We start from the raw sequence: 14,825 nt of genomic DNA, 5'->3' as shown, positions 1-14,825 counted from the left end.
CCTCGGTGGCAGCGACCGCGACGGCAGTGTATCAAACATAAAGCATGGGTGATTCGCCGTGTCAGCATCACGTGAATCCACCGGCGTTCGCTTCGCGTGTCCTGATCGCAGGAAGTTGCAGAAAAGGTCTAGGAAAAGCATGTCTGACACACCGACCCCCGGTCCCGCCCCAGACGCAATTGAACTCGCCGCACTGATGTGTTCGCGGGTGTGCCATGACCTCATCAATCCGATCGGCGCGATCGTCAACGGGCTTGAGGTGTTCGACAGCAGCAACAAGGAAGACGACCGCGAATTCGCGCTCGATCTGATCCGCAAGAGCGCGAAATCCACCTCGGCACGGCTGCAGTTCTGCCGCATCGCTTACGGCGCGGCAGGGTCCGCCGGTTCGCAGATCGACCTCGGCGAAGCGCAGAAAATATCGCGGGGGCATCTCGAGGACGAGAAAACCAAGATCACCTGGAATCTGCCGCACCTGCTGATGGCGAAGAATCGCGTCAAGCTGCTGCTGAACATGTTGGTGATTGCGCAGCAGGCGATCCCCCGAGGCGGCGAACTCATCATCGATCCGGTCGGCGAGGGGGAGACGATGGGATTTCGTATTCGCGCAGCCGGTACCTACGCGCGCGAGCCGCAGAACATCGCCGAGCAGCTGAAGATAGAAAACGCGGGTTCAGTGACCGCGCACGGCGTGCAGCCTTACTACACGGCGCTGCTTGCTCAGGCTTGTGGGTTCAAGGTCACTTTGGCGCCCGAGACCGAAGCAGTGGTCGTCGCGACATCCTCGATGTCCTGATCGCATCTTCATCAATTTTTAATCAACGGCGGCCGGACGCGCTCCGCCGCCGGACAAATCGCCTTTAGTGCTTTGTTGAGCGCGTTCTTTTTCGTTTGCTCAACCAATATTAAACGCTTTGCATTGAAACTGGCCTGAATCCACGGGGCGTATTGTGCGTACCCTGTTGTGTGAAGGCTTGCGTTCATGGACGATTTGTTGCGGGAATTTTTGACTGAGACCAATGAGAGCCTCGACACCGTCGACAATCAGTTGGTTCGTTTTGAGCAGGACCCGAACAACGCGAAGATCCTCGATAATATCTTCCGTCTCGTTCACACCATTAAAGGGACTTGCGGTTTTCTAGGATTGCCGAGATTGGAAGCGTTGGCGCATGCAGCCGAAACGCTGATGGGAAAATTCCGCGATGGCATGCCGGTGACCGGCGAAGCCGTGACGCTGATCCTGACAACGATCGATCGAATCAAAGACATTCTTGGCCAGCTTGAAGCGACCGAAGCGGAGCCGGAGGGAGCTGATCGCGATCTGATCGATGCGCTTGAACGCATGGTCGAACAAGGCGAGCAGGCCGCAAGCGCGCCAGCCGCCGCTCCTGCCAAGGCAGAGGGAACGCTGATCGTCCAGACCCTGGAGCGCGAACTGCGGCCCGGCGAAGTGTCGCTCGACGAACTGGAGCGCGCATTCCGCGAAACCGAAATCGAAGTTGCTTCGCCGTCTATTGCCCCTGCCGCTGCGCCCGCGCCGGCACCGGTTCAGGCCGAAGCCTCCAAGAAGCCTGCAGCGGCCAAGCCTGCGCCAAAGAAATCAGGTAGCGAAGCGGCAGAAGGCGGCGACAACGACAAGGTCGCCAACCAGTCGATCCGCGTCAACGTCGATACGCTCGAGCACCTGATGACGATGGTGTCCGAGCTCGTGCTGACCCGCAATCAGCTGCTTGAAATCAGCCGGCGCAACGAAGACTCCGAATTCAAGGTCCCGCTGCAGCGTCTCTCCAACGTCACGGCCGAGTTGCAGGAAGGCGTCATGAAGACGCGCATGCAGCCGATCGGCAATGCGTGGCAGAAGCTGCCGCGCATCGTGCGCGATCTGTCGAGCGAACTCGGCAAGCAGATCGAACTGGAAATGCACGGCGCCGATACCGAACTCGACCGCCAGGTTCTCGATCTGATCAAGGACCCGCTGACGCACATGGTGCGCAACTCCGCGGATCACGGGCTTGAGTCGACCGCCGACCGTGTCGCCGCCGGCAAGCCAGAACAAGGCACCATTCGCGTTTCCGCCTATCACGAAGGCGGCCACATCATCATCTGCATCGCGGACAATGGTCGTGGTCTGAACACCGAGCGGATCAAGCAGAAGGCAATCTCCAACGGTCTGGCCACCGAGGCCGAGATCGAGAAGATGACCGAGGCGCAGATCCATAAGTTCATCTTCGCGCCGGGCTTCTCGACTGCTGCGGCGATCACGAGTGTGTCGGGCCGCGGCGTCGGCATGGACGTGGTTCGTACCAACATCGACCAGATCGGCGGCACCATCGACGTCAAGTCCGTGCCGGGCGAAGGTTCAAGCTTCACCATCAAGATTCCGCTGACGCTGGCGATCGTGTCGGCACTGATTGTCGAAGCCGCCGGCGACCGGTTTGCGATTCCTCAGCTCTCAGTGGTCGAGCTTGTTCGCGCGCGCGCGAACTCCGATCATCGCATCGAACGCATCAAGGACACGCCGGTTCTGCGCCTGCGTAACAAGCTGCTGCCGCTGATGCATCTGAAGAAGCTGCTGAGGATTGACGACGGTGCGTCGAGCGATCCGGAAAACGGTTTCATCGTGGTCACCCAGGTCGGCAGTCAGACCTTCGGTATCGTCGTGGACGGCGTATTCCATACTGAGGAAATCGTGGTCAAGCCGATGTCCACCAAGCTTCGCCACATCGGCATGTTCTCCGGGAACACCATCCTCGGTGACGGTGCGGTGATCATGATCATCGACCCCAACGGAATTGCCCAGTCGCTCGGCACCTCAGTTGCCTCGCAAAACGAAATCAACGACGAGAACGCCGCGACGCGCTCCAACGCGGAAGGCCAACTCACCTCGCTGCTGGTGTTCCGTGCGGGGTCGTCGCAGCCCAAGGCGGTGCCGTTGGCGCTCGTGACGCGGCTTGAAGAAATCGCGACCGACAAGATCGAGTATTCGAACGGCCGCCACATGGTTCAATACCGCGAGCAGCTCATGCCGCTGGTCCGGATCGAGGATGTGTCGATCCGCGAGAGCGGCGTCCAGCCGATCCTTGTGTTCGCAGATGACGGGCGCTCGATGGGATTGGTGGTCGATGAGATCATCGACATCGTCGAAGAGCACCTCAGCATCGAAGTCGCCAGCACGCAGGACGGAATCCTTGGCTCCGCTGTGGTGAAGGGACAGGCAACCGAAGTGATCGACGTCGGTCACTTCCTGCCGATGGCTTTCGCCGACTGGTTCGCGCGCAAGGAAATGCGTCCATCAATGACTGCGCAGACCGTTCTGCTGGTCGACGACTCCGCATTCTTCCGCAACATGCTGGCGCCGGTTCTGAAAGCGGCAGGTTATCGCGTCTCCGTCGCGCAGAGCGGACAGGAAGGCCTCAACGTGTTGCGCACGGGCCAGCACTTCGACGCCATCCTGACCGATATCGAGATGCCTGAAATGAATGGCTTCGAATTTGCCGAGGCGATCCGGTCCGATCGCCGTATGGAAACGATGCCGATCATCGCACTGTCGTCGCTGATTTCGCCCGCCGCGATTGAGCGAGGCCGGCAGGCCGGTTTCCACGACTACGTCGCGAAATTCGACCGTCCCGGCTTGATCGCTGCTTTGAAGGAACAGACCGCTGAAGTGAAGCAGGCGGCGTAAGGAATATGACGATGAATGAATCAGTTAATGGCCCGGACGCCGGCATCACCGAATTCGTCACGGCTATGATCGGAGGACAACTGTTTGGTCTGCCGATCTCTCGCGTGCAGGACGTGTTCATGCCGGATCGGCTGACGCGGGTGCCTCTGGCGTCCGACGATGTCGCGGGTGTTCTCAACCTGCGCGGCCGCATTGTCACTGCAATCGATATGCGGGCACGGCTCGGGTTGCCAAAGCATGACAATGGCCGGCCGCCGATGGCGGTGGGTGTCGATATGCGGGGCGAATCCTACGGCCTTCTGATCGACAACATCGGCGAGGTTCTCAAGCTGCCGAATGACAGCCGCGAAGTGAATCCGGTCAATCTCGATCCACGCATGGCCAAGATGGCCGGAGGTGTTCACCGTCTCGACGGACAATTGATGGTGGTTCTGGATGTCGACCGGGTGCTGGAAATCGCTCCCGACATGATGGCGGCCTAATACCGCCGGGAACAGGCGGGACAACAAAATCTGAAGGAAACGGCCCAAACCGGGACCGCAGAGATAGAGGCTACGATGAAAACATGTTTGATCGTTGATGATTCAAGCGTCATCCGAAAGGTTGCACGGCGAATTCTGGAAGGCCTCGACTTCCAGATCGTGGAAGCGGAAGACGGCGAGAAGGCCGTCGAAGTCTGCAAGCACGGAATGCCCGACGCTGTTCTTCTCGACTGGAACATGCCGGTCATGGATGGCTATGAATTTCTCCGCAATCTTCGTCTGATGCCCGGCGGCGATAAGCCTAAGGTCGTGTTCTGCACGACTGAGAACGATGTCGCGCACATCGCGCGGGCACTGCACGCCGGCGCCAACGAATACATCATGAAGCCGTTCGACAAGGACATCGTGACCGCGAAGTTCCACGAGGTCGGCCTGATCTAATATCTCGGGCGTCGGATGTTCCGGCGCTTTGCTCTGCAAAAGTCTTACACGCCGTGTTGCTACAAGAGCTGATAAGAAAATGAGTGTTGCAGTCGCGGCGTCTCCAGGTCTAACCACACAACGGCACGAGCCGTTACGTGTGATGGTTGTCGATGATTCTGCCGTGATCCGCGGGTTGATCTCCCGCTGGATCGAGGCAGAAGCCGACATGACGGTTGCTGCGTCGATCCGCACAGGGCTCGACGCGGTCAATCAGGTCGAACGCGTTGCGCCCGATGTTGTGGTGCTCGATATCGAAATGCCGGATATGGACGGCATTTCCGCGCTGCCCTTGTTGCTGGCGAAGAAGCGCGATCTCATCATTATCATGGCATCCACGTTGACCCTGCGGAATGCAGAGATCAGCCTCAAGGCGCTGTCGCTCGGCGCATCGGATTATATCCCGAAGCCCGAAAGCACACGTGAGATCGCCGCTGCGGATATTTTCAAGCGGGATCTGATTGAAAAGATTCGTCATCTCGGCGCGCGGGTGCGCCGTCCGGCGACTGTTCCTTCCCCTTCGCTGTCTCCAGCGGGGCAGCCGTTGCAGGCATCGCCGGCACGGACGCTGTCTCCGCCAGTTGTGCCGCCTGTGCCTTCCAAAGTGACGACACGCCCGTTCAGTCCGGCAGCTCCGCGTGTACTGTTAATCGGCTCGTCGACTGGTGGCCCTCAGGCGCTGATGACCCTGATTGCCGGAATCGGCTCGGTGATCGATCGCTATCCCGTGCTGATCACCCAGCACATGCCGCCAACATTCACGACCATTCTCGCGGAGCATCTTGCCCGGACAAGCGGTCGCCCGGCCCATGAGGCCATTGATGGCGAAGCGGTCAAGCCCGGTCAGATTTATCTTGCCCCTGGTGGGCGTCACATGCGGGTGGCACGGTCCGGCGGCAATCCCGTGATTGCGCTCGCCGATGGGCCGCAGATTAATTTTTGCAAGCCGGCAGTGGATCCGCTGTTTTCGTCGGCCATCGATGTTTGGCAAAACGGCATTCTCGCTGTGATATTGACCGGCATGGGCTCCGACGGTTGCGGCGGCAGCAAGGAAATTGTCGCCGCGGGCGGCAACGTCATCGCGCAGGATGAAGCCACCAGTGTGGTCTGGGGAATGCCCGGCGCCGTTGCCCACGCAGGCGTTTGCGCGGCTATTTTGCCGCTCGATCAGATTGCGCCAAAATTGGTTCGTTTGTTTTCAGGAGTTCGCGGGTGACGCCTCAAGATTATGACTACCTGCGAAAGATTCTGAAGGATCGTTCCGGGCTGCTGTTGTCAGCGGACAAGCAGTATCTCATCGAAAGCCGGCTGCTTCCACTTGCCCGCAAGGCAGGTCTTTCGGGCATCGGTGATCTTGTTCAGAAGATCAAGAACGGTTCTGAGGCGATTACGGTCGACGTGGTCGAAGCGATGACCACGAACGAGACCTTCTTCTTCCGCGACAAGGTTCCGTTCGATCATGTCAAGGACACGGTTCTGAACGAGCTGCTGGCCGCGCGAGCGAACCGTCGCAGCCTGCGCATCTGGTGCGCTGCCGCGTCCACCGGCCAGGAACCTTATTCACTTGCGATGATCGTCAAGGAAATGAGCGCGGCACTCAGCGGCTGGCGCGTCGAGATTATTGCAACGGATCTGTCGCAGGAGGTCCTCGAGAAATCCAAGTCGGGGATCTACAGCCAGTTCGAAGTTCAGCGCGGCCTGCCGATCCAGCTGTTGGTGAAGTATTTCAAGCAGGTCGGCGATCTGTGGCAGATCAATCCTGACATCCGCGCCATGGTTCAGTATCGCCAGTTGAACCTGCTGCAGGACTTCTCCCACCTGGGCCGCTTCGACATCATCTTCTGCCGCAACGTGCTGATTTATTTCGATCAGGCGACGAAGATCGATATCTTCAATCGGATGCTGAAGTCCCATGAGCCCGACGGCTACCTTTTCCTCGGCGCAGCAGAAACTGTTGTGGGGCTGACTGACGTCTACCGGCCGTGTCCTCAACGCCGTGGCGTTTATGTACCGAACGCAGTGCGCCCGGCTTCTGCGCAAGCGCCGGCGATGGCGTTCGGCAGGTAAGGCGCCCATTCTTCTGTACGCGGCGACGCTGTCTCGAATCCGAGGCTCGCCTGAGACTTGCGGCGCACCTCGTAGCGAACTCCTGAACCACCACACCAGTGGTATTCAGTCACCAAGCATCAGTCTAGGCAGCCGGGCGCGAGGTTCGACGCGCAAAAAACAAAAACCCCGCCATTCGCGGCGGGGTTCAGTTCGGGAGGAAAGGGCCGTACGGGCCCTGGTACAACCCGCTATTAGGCTGGAATGCGAACGTCGTCTTCGTGCGGTTCGCGCAACACGTAGCCGCGGCCCCAGACAGTCTCGATGAAGTTGCGGCCTTCCGAGGCGTTCGCGAGCTTCTTGCGCAGCTTGCAGATGAAGACGTCGATGATCTTCAGTTCGGGCTCGTCCATGCCACCGTAGAGGTGGTTGAGGAACATTTCCTTGGTCAGGGTGGTACCCTTGCGGAGCGAGAGTAGCTCCAGCATCTGGTATTCCTTGCCCGTTAGGTGAACGCGCTGGCCACCGACCTCGACCGTCTTGGTATCGAGATTGACCACCAGATCGCCGGTCTGGATGACCGACTGGGCGTGACCCTTGGAACGACGGACGATCGCGTGGATACGGGCGATCAGTTCATCCTTGTGGAAGGGTTTGGTCATATAGTCGTCGGCGCCGACGCCGAGACCTTTAACCTTGTCCTCGATGCCGGCGAGGCCGGAGAGGATCAGAATGGGTGTTTTGATCTTCGAGACACGAAGCTGCTTCAAAACGTCATATCCGGACATGTCCGGCAGATTCAGGTCGAGCAAAATGATGTCGTAATCATAAAGCTTGCCGAGATCGACGCCTTCTTCTCCGAGATCCGTCGTATAGACGTTGAAACTCTCGGATTTGAGCATCAACTCGATCGACTGCGCAGTGGCGCTGTCATCTTCAATCAGCAATACGCGCATGCCAGTCCCCTATAGTCGCCGCTCCGGGCGTCAGGCCGGCCGCTACTCGCGGCACTGGAAAAACGCCTTTGAACAACTGATTCGGATCCTGACTGCATATGGTTAACAAATGCTGATTCGTCTCTGCAAGCTCATTCGTGCAATTTTTGTCGAATCGCACTAAGATGTTGCACGTAAGCAGCTTTTCGTACCCTTGCAGTTCAAGTTCCACATTAAGAGGCGGACTTAACCGACTCCTGCGACTCACGCCTTTTTATAAAGGCCGAGCGCGCTCAGTCACCAAAGACAGTGACGCAATGATTAACGATGCGGGTAAACACAGGGTTAAAGGCAAGCTTCGGAATCGTCGAAACTTAAGGTTTTCGCAATGAAGGCTCTCGCCGAGCAGATCTCTGACATCGATGGCGTCAATATTTATGGCCGTGTTGTCGGTGTACGTGGATTGATGGTGGAGATTGCCGGGCCGATCCACGCGATGTCGGTCGGAGCGCGCATTGTCATCGAGACGGGCTCCAATCGCTTTATCCCGTGTGAGGTGATCGGCTTCAGCGGCAACAACGCCGTGGTCATGCCGTTCGCGGGTCTCGATGGTGTACGTCGGGGATGTCGCGCCGTCATTGCCAACGCGGCCAATCAGGTCCGCCCCTCGGCGTCATGGCTCGGCCGGGTCATCAATGCGATGGGTGAGCCGATCGACGGCAAGGGGCCGTTGACGCAGGGGGCGTCTCCGGTGCCGTACCGCAATGCACCGCCGCCGGCCCACTCGCGCAAGCGGGTCGGGCAGCCACTCGATCTCGGTGTGCGGGCACTTAACTCATTCCTCACCTGCTGCCGCGGTCAGCGCATGGGCATCTTCGCAGGTTCCGGCGTCGGTAAGTCGGTCCTGCTGTCGATGCTCGCCCGCAACGTCGATGCTGATATCTCGGTAATCGGGCTGGTCGGCGAGCGCGGCCGCGAGGTGCAGGAGTTTCTTCAGGACGACCTCGGCGAAGAAGGCTTGGCGCGTTCCGTCGTGGTGGTTGCGACCTCCGACGAGCCGGCCTTGATGCGGCGTCAGGCGGCCTATCTGACGCTGGCGATCGCCGAACACTTCCGTGACGAAGACAAGGATGTGCTGTGCCTGATGGACTCGGTGACACGTTTTGCGATGGCACAGCGTGAAATCGGTCTCTCGGCGGGGGAGCCGCCAACCGCCAAGGGCTACACGCCGACGGTCTTCACTGAGCTTCCCAAGCTGCTCGAACGGGCGGGGCCGGGGCTGGGAGAGGGCACCATCACGGGCATCTTTACAGTGCTGGTCGATGGCGACGACCATAACGAGCCCGTGGCGGACGCGGTTCGAGGTATCCTCGACGGGCACATCGTGATGGAGCGTTCCATCGCCGAGCGGGGCCGCTATCCGGCAATCAATGTCCTGAAATCGGTGTCCCGAACGATGCCCAAGTCGGCGGATCCTCAGTATCTGCCCGTCATCAAGCGGGCGCGGCAGCTCATGGCGACCTATGCGGACATGGAAGAATTGATCCGGCTGGGCGCTTATCGCGCCGGCTCAAGTCCGGAGGTGGACGAGGCGATCAAGCTTCATGAGCCGTTCGAGGATTTTCTGCGGCAGGCCAAGGACGAGGCGACCGGTTTGACCCAAGGATATCAACAATTAGAGCAAATCCTACAAATCTTGGAAACGGAACGCTAACTTTGTCGCGCCATGATCCGCGTCACCTGTGTTTGACCGGAGGGGCCCTCGGGGGAGCCGGTCGTGTCCCGCTTCCAGCTTGGGACTTCTGGGGAGTATGAGTCGATGAAGTCACGTGAAACGCTGATCCGCCTGAAGAAATTTCAGGTCGACGAAAAGCGCCGGAGGGTCGCGCAGATCGAGGGAATGATCGCGGACTTCCAGCGCATGTCGACCGATCTCGAGCGCGAAATCCAGCACGAACAGGAGCGCGCCGGTATCAACGACCCGTCGCATTTTGCCTATCCGACCTATGCCAAGGCTGCCATCCAGCGCCGTGAGAATTTGGTCCGGTCGGCAGATGAGCTGCGGGTTCAGCTCGAGGACGCCAAGGCCATTCTCGGCGAAGCCTTCGAAGAGCTGAAGAAGGTTGAACTGCTCGATGAGCGGGACCAGGCGCGTGAGCGCGCCGAGGAAAGCGCCCGCGAGCAGGCCGACCTCGACAGCATCGGGCTGATGCGTGCCCGCATCGGAGCAATGGCCTAAGGCGTTCCGCTGGTCCTTCTTTCGTCGGTTGATGCGCGCGATTGCCGCGCTCCTCGACGAGGGAGGCTGCTTTAAGCCCGTCGATCAAGGATACAAGACCCGAGCCGCCCGGCTCGGGTCTTCTTTCTTGCGGATATCTTTGGGGTTTTCAGCCCACACCGGCAAGATGTGATACGAAAGGAAGGAATCTGGTCGGCGAGCGATCGGCCTGGATGAGGACATTGAATGCAAACGCCAGCTGAGCTTTCCTCGCTGCTCGCGTCTGTTGCACGACGTGACGAGGCTGCATTTGAGCGCCTCTACGAAGCAACATCAGCGAAACTCTACGGGGTCGTTCTTCGTATCTTGAAACGTCAGGATCTGACGGAAGAGGTGATCCAGGACGCTTACGTCAAGATCTGGAACAGCGCGGGACAGTTCAATCCCGGCTTGTCATCCCCGATCACCTGGATGGTTTCAATAGCGCGCAACCGGGCGATCGATGTTGTTCGCAAGCGGAGCGAGATTTCGATCGAAGAAGAGCCCGGTGCGATGGATGTGGCGTCCGACACCCCTGATCCACTTGCCCGCAAAGACATGTCTGAAGAGCTACAGCGGATTCTTGAATGCGTCGGCCAGCTTGAGCCGCAACGTCAGAGGTTGGTGCTGCTCGCTTATTACAACGGCTGGAGCCGCGAACAGCTATCGCGGAAATTCGATGCGCCTTTGAACACCATCAAGACGTGGCTGCGTCGGAGCATGGTGGAGATCCGCGAATGCCTCGGTTTGGCATAATGGTGGTCAGGCATGAACTATAGCGAAGATCATATCGCGCTCGCCGCAGAATACGCGCTTGGCACGCTTGATGCGGACGAGCGTGCACTCGTTGAAACCATGATGATCGTTGACCACGGTTTCATGGAAGTGGTTGATGCGTGGGATCGCAAGCTGGTGCCGTTGCACCAGATGGTCGCCGCGGTCGAGCCGCCGCCGCATCTCTGGAATAACATTCAATCTGTTGTCGCCGAGATCAATCGGTCAACCCCAATGCCTCCAGAGCCGGAGCAACCTCCGGCGCCAATCGTCACCTCCGAGGCGGCGGGTGTGGTTGCGCCTGCGCCTGAACCTGCTGCTGAGCAGCCGAGCGAACCGCCCGCGGTTGCGGCGCCCTCGGATGAGGCGGGCGCGGTAGGGACAACACCCGAAGAAGCGAACGCCACCATCAAAGAACTGGAGGCGATGACGGCTGGCGCGCCACCCGACGTCGCGCCCGAGCCCGTGGTTGCACCGCGTGTGTCCGAACAGACAAGCAATGTGGTCGAGTTGGCTGATCGCAAGCGCGGTGGGTTTGGGTTCGGCATGCTGATGAGCGCGGTGGCCGCAGCGCTCGCGAGCGTGATTGCATTGCAGGCCTATCGGCCCGATCTCCTTCCCGAGGGGCTTCGCGTGAAGCCAAAGGTGCAGATCGTGGAGGTCCCAGCCCCTCCTGCTCCGCAAGCTGCGCAGTTCGTCGCCCTGTTACAGCAGGACGCGTCGACGCCGGCATTCATTCTGACTGTCGATACGAAGGCGAAGACTTTTACCGTGCGGAAACTGGGCGCGACGTCCCAGCCCGGCAAGAGTTACGAGCTTTGGCTCGTCTCTGACAGGCTACAGCGACCATGGTCTCTTGGTGTGATTGGCGGAGCCGATTTCACCATCCGCGCGTCGACCACGTCTTATGACCCCGACATGATCAGGAAGGCGACTTACGCCGTCACGATCGAGCCGGAAGGTGGCTCGCCGACGGGTATTCCCACCGGGCAGATTGTTTACACCGGCAAACTGATCGAGACGGTTCCGTCCTTGCCGCCGCGCTAAATCACATTTTAGCAGGCAACAAAAAACGCCCGTGGGGAGCGGGCGTTTTCTGGTCTCAGACTTGGGGTCTTCTGAGCATTCATAAGGCGACTTCGGGGGGCGGGGAAGAGAGCCTCATGAATTCGTAAAACTCGTTATCGGATCACCTGTTGTTCTGAACTCGTTATCACGACTGCTTTGGTTGCCTTGATTGCCGGTCCAGTTGCGCGAGCTGTTTCCGTCAGACCATTGTCCGACGACAGGCGGGCGGAGATGCCCAGACCCGCGACGCCAATCGCAGCGACAAGAGCGACGACGACAATCTTCAAATGCGTCATCCGATCTGCGCTATAAAACGAATGGTTCATCAAAAATCTCCCGCCGCCTTGTGCAGTCGAACTTTGGTCCCGTTCGCCTGCCCTCAGGTTCAACGTCGTTCTTGTGCTTAAGAACGTAAGTGACAGGCATTTGTTTCCAAGCGGACTTCACAAACGAGTGAAATCTCTTGAACTGATGAGAGGTTTTTAACCAATGGGAATTATTCCCGTAATTTCAATAGATTGCGCCCCAACCGAGGTCCGGTCGGGGCGCGACTTTATTTGCGAAAATCAATGAAATACTTGTCTGTGACGAATATGTCGCAGCTGGCGGCGGTGTTTTTACGGCCTTTTTAGATACTGCCCACCGTTTTAAGGCGAGCGCGGGGATGAATTTCCGCCTGGGACAACACCGTCGTCTGGGCCCGGAACCGCTCCACCAGCGACCGTACGAACGGCCGAATCGCGCCCGATGTGACGAGCACGGGAGCTTCGCCTTCGCGGGCCGCCTGTTCGAATTTGTCGCGCACGGCGGTCATGAACTCAGAAAGCTTGGATGGCTGCATGGCGAGGCTGCGATCGTCGCCCGTGCCGACCAACGATTCCGCGAAAGCCTGTTCCCACTTCGCACTGAGAGCCAGGAGCGGCAGATAGCCGTTGATCGACGTGTTCTGCGCGCAGATTTGCCGTGCCAACCGTGCGCGGACATGTTCGACAATCGTCGCGGGGTTGCGCGAGAATGCCAGTGCATCGGCGATGCCCTCGAGAATGGTCGACAGATCGCGGATCGAGATGCGCTCGGCCAAGAGAAGCTGGAGCACGCGCTGGATTCCGGACACGTTGATTTGGGTCGGAACGATATCCTTGACGAGTTCGCCTTGCTCCTTCGGCAGCTCCTTGAGCAGTTTTTGAACTTCGCCGTAGGACAGAAGATCCGACATGTTGTTCTTGAGCAGCTCGGTGAGATGTGTGGACAGCACCGTGGCCGAGTCCACGACCGTGTAGCCTTTGAGCGAAGCCTCTTCCTTGAGGGAGGCTTCGACCCAGGTTGCAGGCAGACCGAAGGTCGGCTCCGTCGTGTGTGTCCCTGGCACGCTGACCTGATTGCCGGCCGGGTCCATGACCATGAACTGGTTGGCCCAGATGCGTCCGGTGCCGGCGTCGACTTCCTTGATCTTGATGACGTAGGTGTTTGCTTCGAGCTGGACGTTATCGAGAATTCGCACGGCCGGCATGACAAAGCCCATCTCGATCGCAAGCGAGCGGCGTAGTGCCTTGATCTGCTCGGTGAGGCGGTCGGTGCCGTCGGGTCCATTGACCAGCGGCAACAGAGCATAACCCAGCTCGATCTTCAGATCGTCGATCTTGAGCGCGCTCGAGATCGGCTCTTCGGCGGCTGCCGCCGCGGCTGCGGCAGCGCCCGGGCCCGTAGCGGCCATGGCGGGATCGCTTGCAGCCCGGGTTTCTTCGGCCTTGGCCGCGCCTTTGCGCTTCTGTGCGTTCCACGCCAGATAGCCCGCGCCGCCACCGAGAGCGAGAAACGGCAACATCGGAATGCCGGGCAGCAGCGACAGCACCAGCATCACGCCGGACGCCATGCCGAGCGCCTGAGGATATCCCGACAACTGATTCATCATGGCCTTGTCGGCAGCGCCGCTGACGCCAGCCTTGGAGACGAGAAGGCCGGCAGCGGTGGAGACGATCAGCGCGGGGACCTGCGTGACCAGGCCGTCGCCGACGGTCAGCAGGGTGTAGGTGCGGGCGGCTTCGGCGAAGCCCAGGCCTTGCTGGGCGACGCCGATGATGATGCCGCCGATCACGTTGATGAACACCACGAGCAGGCCGGCGATCGCGTCGCCGCGCACGAATTTGGATGCACCGTCCATGGCGCCGAAGAAGCCGCTTTCGTCTTCCAATTCCTTGCGGCGCTGTTTGGCAGTTTTTTCGTCGATCAGGCCGGCGGACAGGTCGGCATCGATCGCCATCTGTTTGCCGGGCATGGAGTCCAAGTGGAAGCGGGCCGCCACTTCGGCGATACGGCCCGAACCCTTGGTGATGACGACAAAGTTCACGATGACAAGAATCGTGAAGACGATAATGCCGATGACGAAGTTGCCGCCCATCACGAAGTTGCCGAAGGCCTCGATGACGTGGCCGGCCGCGGCGGTTCCTTCGTGTCCGTGTGACAGGATCAGGCGCGTCGAGGCCATGTTGAGCGACAACCGCAACATGGTGGAGATCAGGAGGACCGTTGGAAAAGCAGAGAATTCCAGCGGCGCCTGAATGAACAGGGCCGTCATCAGGATCAGGATCGAGAGCGTGATCGAGATCGCCAGGAAGAAATCCAGCACCATCGATGGCAGCGGCAGGATAAGCACCACCAGGATGGTGAGAACGCCGAAAGCCAGCGCGAGATCGCCGCGCTTGAGCATGGTGCTGAGGTCGGAAAGTTTAGGAAATCCGGAGCTTGTCGCCGCGCCCTGGCCAGCCGTCAGATCAACCATTGTCGCAAAGTCCCCTCGTGCATGTCGTTCGTGAGCCCCAAAGGCTTGAGCGGCGGCCAAGGGACCACCGTTCCGAAGGTGAGGCACCGCACTGGCATCCACGGGCAGCTCCCGTTTTGACAACCGACGACACTCGACTTCACTCGGCAAAATTTGCCCAGTTTATGGTTAGCAAATGGTTAATGAGGGTGAAGCACGGGCTGAAATTGGCTTCCTCGAGAACAGCTTTCTCGCATGACCGCCATCTGGAGAAGATCTTGACCCGGGAAGCGGGGCCGACGAAGTTGCATTCGTGGCTATTTCCATCGATTCCGGACCTCAT

General features: G+C 59.3%; 13 protein-coding genes. 10 read left to right on the top strand and 3 right to left on the bottom strand.

Annotated features, from left to right (window positions below; translation table 11 throughout):
* Nucleotides 1–139 precede the first annotated feature (139 nt).
* From chpT to ACP0KA_RS05615, 6 genes are all read left to right on the top strand, one after another.
* Nucleotides 140–796 (top strand): histidine phosphotransferase ChpT, encoded by a 657-nt coding sequence (gene chpT / locus ACP0KA_RS05640; protein WP_424627859.1) that lies wholly within the window; start codon nucleotides 140–142, stop codon nucleotides 794–796.
* Between the two features lie 186 nt (nucleotides 797–982).
* The gene (locus ACP0KA_RS05635; protein ID WP_424627858.1) at nucleotides 983–3,682 is read left to right on the top strand and encodes a hybrid sensor histidine kinase/response regulator; all 2,700 of its coding nucleotides are present in this window, start codon (nucleotides 983–985) and stop codon (nucleotides 3,680–3,682) included.
* A gap of 11 nt (nucleotides 3,683–3,693) precedes the next feature.
* Nucleotides 3,694–4,164, top strand: a complete 471-nt coding sequence (locus ACP0KA_RS05630) for a chemotaxis protein CheW (RefSeq protein WP_424627857.1) — start codon at nucleotides 3,694–3,696, stop codon at nucleotides 4,162–4,164.
* A 75-nt stretch (nucleotides 4,165–4,239) separates the two neighbouring features.
* Nucleotides 4,240–4,605, top strand: coding sequence for a response regulator (locus tag ACP0KA_RS05625; protein ID WP_424627856.1), 366 nt, complete (start codon nucleotides 4,240–4,242; stop codon nucleotides 4,603–4,605).
* 79 nt (nucleotides 4,606–4,684) lie between these two features.
* On the top strand, nucleotides 4,685–5,860 hold the full coding sequence (locus ACP0KA_RS05620) for a protein-glutamate methylesterase/protein-glutamine glutaminase (RefSeq protein ID WP_424627855.1): 1,176 nt from the start codon (nucleotides 4,685–4,687) through the stop codon (nucleotides 5,858–5,860).
* Nucleotides 5,857–6,711 carry a CheR family methyltransferase gene (locus tag ACP0KA_RS05615; protein WP_424627854.1) on the top strand — a complete coding sequence of 285 codons (855 nt, stop codon included), beginning with the start codon at nucleotides 5,857–5,859 and terminating at the stop codon, nucleotides 6,709–6,711. The genes ACP0KA_RS05620 and ACP0KA_RS05615 overlap by 4 nt, the downstream gene beginning before the upstream one ends.
* Nucleotides 6,712–6,944: 233 nt before the next feature.
* Here the strand turns inward: ACP0KA_RS05615 and ctrA are convergent, their stop codons facing one another.
* Nucleotides 6,945–7,646 carry a response regulator transcription factor CtrA gene (gene ctrA, locus ACP0KA_RS05610; protein ID WP_424627853.1) on the bottom strand — a complete coding sequence of 234 codons (702 nt, stop codon included), beginning with the start codon at nucleotides 7,644–7,646 and terminating at the stop codon, nucleotides 6,945–6,947.
* A 367-nt stretch (nucleotides 7,647–8,013) separates the two neighbouring features.
* Here ctrA and fliI point away from each other — a divergent pair, with 367 nt between their 5' ends.
* The 4 genes from fliI (at nucleotide 8,014) to ACP0KA_RS05590 (ending at nucleotide 11,703) form a co-directional block, all read left to right on the top strand.
* Complete coding sequence (fliI, locus tag ACP0KA_RS05605; RefSeq protein ID WP_424627852.1) at nucleotides 8,014–9,339, top strand: flagellar protein export ATPase FliI; 1,326 nt, start codon at nucleotides 8,014–8,016, stop codon at nucleotides 9,337–9,339.
* Between the two features lie 105 nt (nucleotides 9,340–9,444).
* Nucleotides 9,445–9,864 carry a flagellar export protein FliJ gene (gene fliJ / locus ACP0KA_RS05600; protein WP_424627851.1) on the top strand — a complete coding sequence of 140 codons (420 nt, stop codon included), beginning with the start codon at nucleotides 9,445–9,447 and terminating at the stop codon, nucleotides 9,862–9,864.
* A gap of 252 nt (nucleotides 9,865–10,116) precedes the next feature.
* Nucleotides 10,117–10,638: a sigma-70 family RNA polymerase sigma factor gene (locus ACP0KA_RS05595; RefSeq protein ID WP_424631490.1), complete on the top strand. Its 522-nt coding sequence runs from the start codon at nucleotides 10,117–10,119 to the stop codon at nucleotides 10,636–10,638.
* A gap of 12 nt (nucleotides 10,639–10,650) precedes the next feature.
* On the top strand, nucleotides 10,651–11,703 hold the full coding sequence (locus ACP0KA_RS05590) for an anti-sigma factor (protein ID WP_424627850.1): 1,053 nt from the start codon (nucleotides 10,651–10,653) through the stop codon (nucleotides 11,701–11,703).
* A gap of 134 nt (nucleotides 11,704–11,837) precedes the next feature.
* On the opposite strand, the gene ACP0KA_RS05585 is transcribed toward ACP0KA_RS05590, so the two are convergent.
* Together ACP0KA_RS05585 and flhA are read right to left on the bottom strand one after the other, a co-directional pair.
* A complete protein-coding gene (locus ACP0KA_RS05585; RefSeq protein WP_424627849.1) occupies nucleotides 11,838–12,050 on the bottom strand; it encodes a hypothetical protein in 213 nt (70 codons plus the stop codon).
* 302 nt (nucleotides 12,051–12,352) lie between these two features.
* The gene (flhA, locus tag ACP0KA_RS05580; RefSeq protein WP_424627848.1) at nucleotides 12,353–14,503 is read right to left on the bottom strand and encodes a flagellar biosynthesis protein FlhA; all 2,151 of its coding nucleotides are present in this window, start codon (nucleotides 14,501–14,503) and stop codon (nucleotides 12,353–12,355) included.
* Between the last annotated feature and the right edge of the window lie 322 nt (nucleotides 14,504–14,825).

The organism is Bradyrhizobium sp. SYSU BS000235, assembly GCF_049747295.1.
Lineage (GTDB): Bacteria > Pseudomonadota > Alphaproteobacteria > Rhizobiales > Xanthobacteraceae > Afipia.
Note: the sequence above shows the minus strand (reverse complement) of the source record. Positions and strands in the feature narration are given on the sequence as shown.

Coding starts and splice junctions, on each gene's coding strand:
- ACP0KA_RS05625 (WP_424627856.1), top strand. CDS start 4,240: ATGAAAACATGTTTGATCGTTGATGATTCAAGCGTCATCCGAAAGGTT.
- flhA (WP_424627848.1), bottom strand. CDS start 14,503: ATGGTTGATCTGACGGCTGGCCAGGGCGCGGCGACAAGCTCCGGATTT.
- chpT (WP_424627859.1), top strand. CDS start 140: ATGTCTGACACACCGACCCCCGGTCCCGCCCCAGACGCAATTGAACTC.
- ACP0KA_RS05635 (WP_424627858.1), top strand. CDS start 983: ATGGACGATTTGTTGCGGGAATTTTTGACTGAGACCAATGAGAGCCTC.
- ctrA (WP_424627853.1), bottom strand. CDS start 7,646: ATGCGCGTATTGCTGATTGAAGATGACAGCGCCACTGCGCAGTCGATC.
- ACP0KA_RS05590 (WP_424627850.1), top strand. CDS start 10,651: ATGAACTATAGCGAAGATCATATCGCGCTCGCCGCAGAATACGCGCTT.
- fliI (WP_424627852.1), top strand. CDS start 8,014: ATGAAGGCTCTCGCCGAGCAGATCTCTGACATCGATGGCGTCAATATT.
- ACP0KA_RS05630 (WP_424627857.1), top strand. CDS start 3,694: ATGAATGAATCAGTTAATGGCCCGGACGCCGGCATCACCGAATTCGTC.
- ACP0KA_RS05585 (WP_424627849.1), bottom strand. CDS start 12,050: ATGAACCATTCGTTTTATAGCGCAGATCGGATGACGCATTTGAAGATT.
- ACP0KA_RS05620 (WP_424627855.1), top strand. CDS start 4,685: ATGAGTGTTGCAGTCGCGGCGTCTCCAGGTCTAACCACACAACGGCAC.
- fliJ (WP_424627851.1), top strand. CDS start 9,445: ATGAAGTCACGTGAAACGCTGATCCGCCTGAAGAAATTTCAGGTCGAC.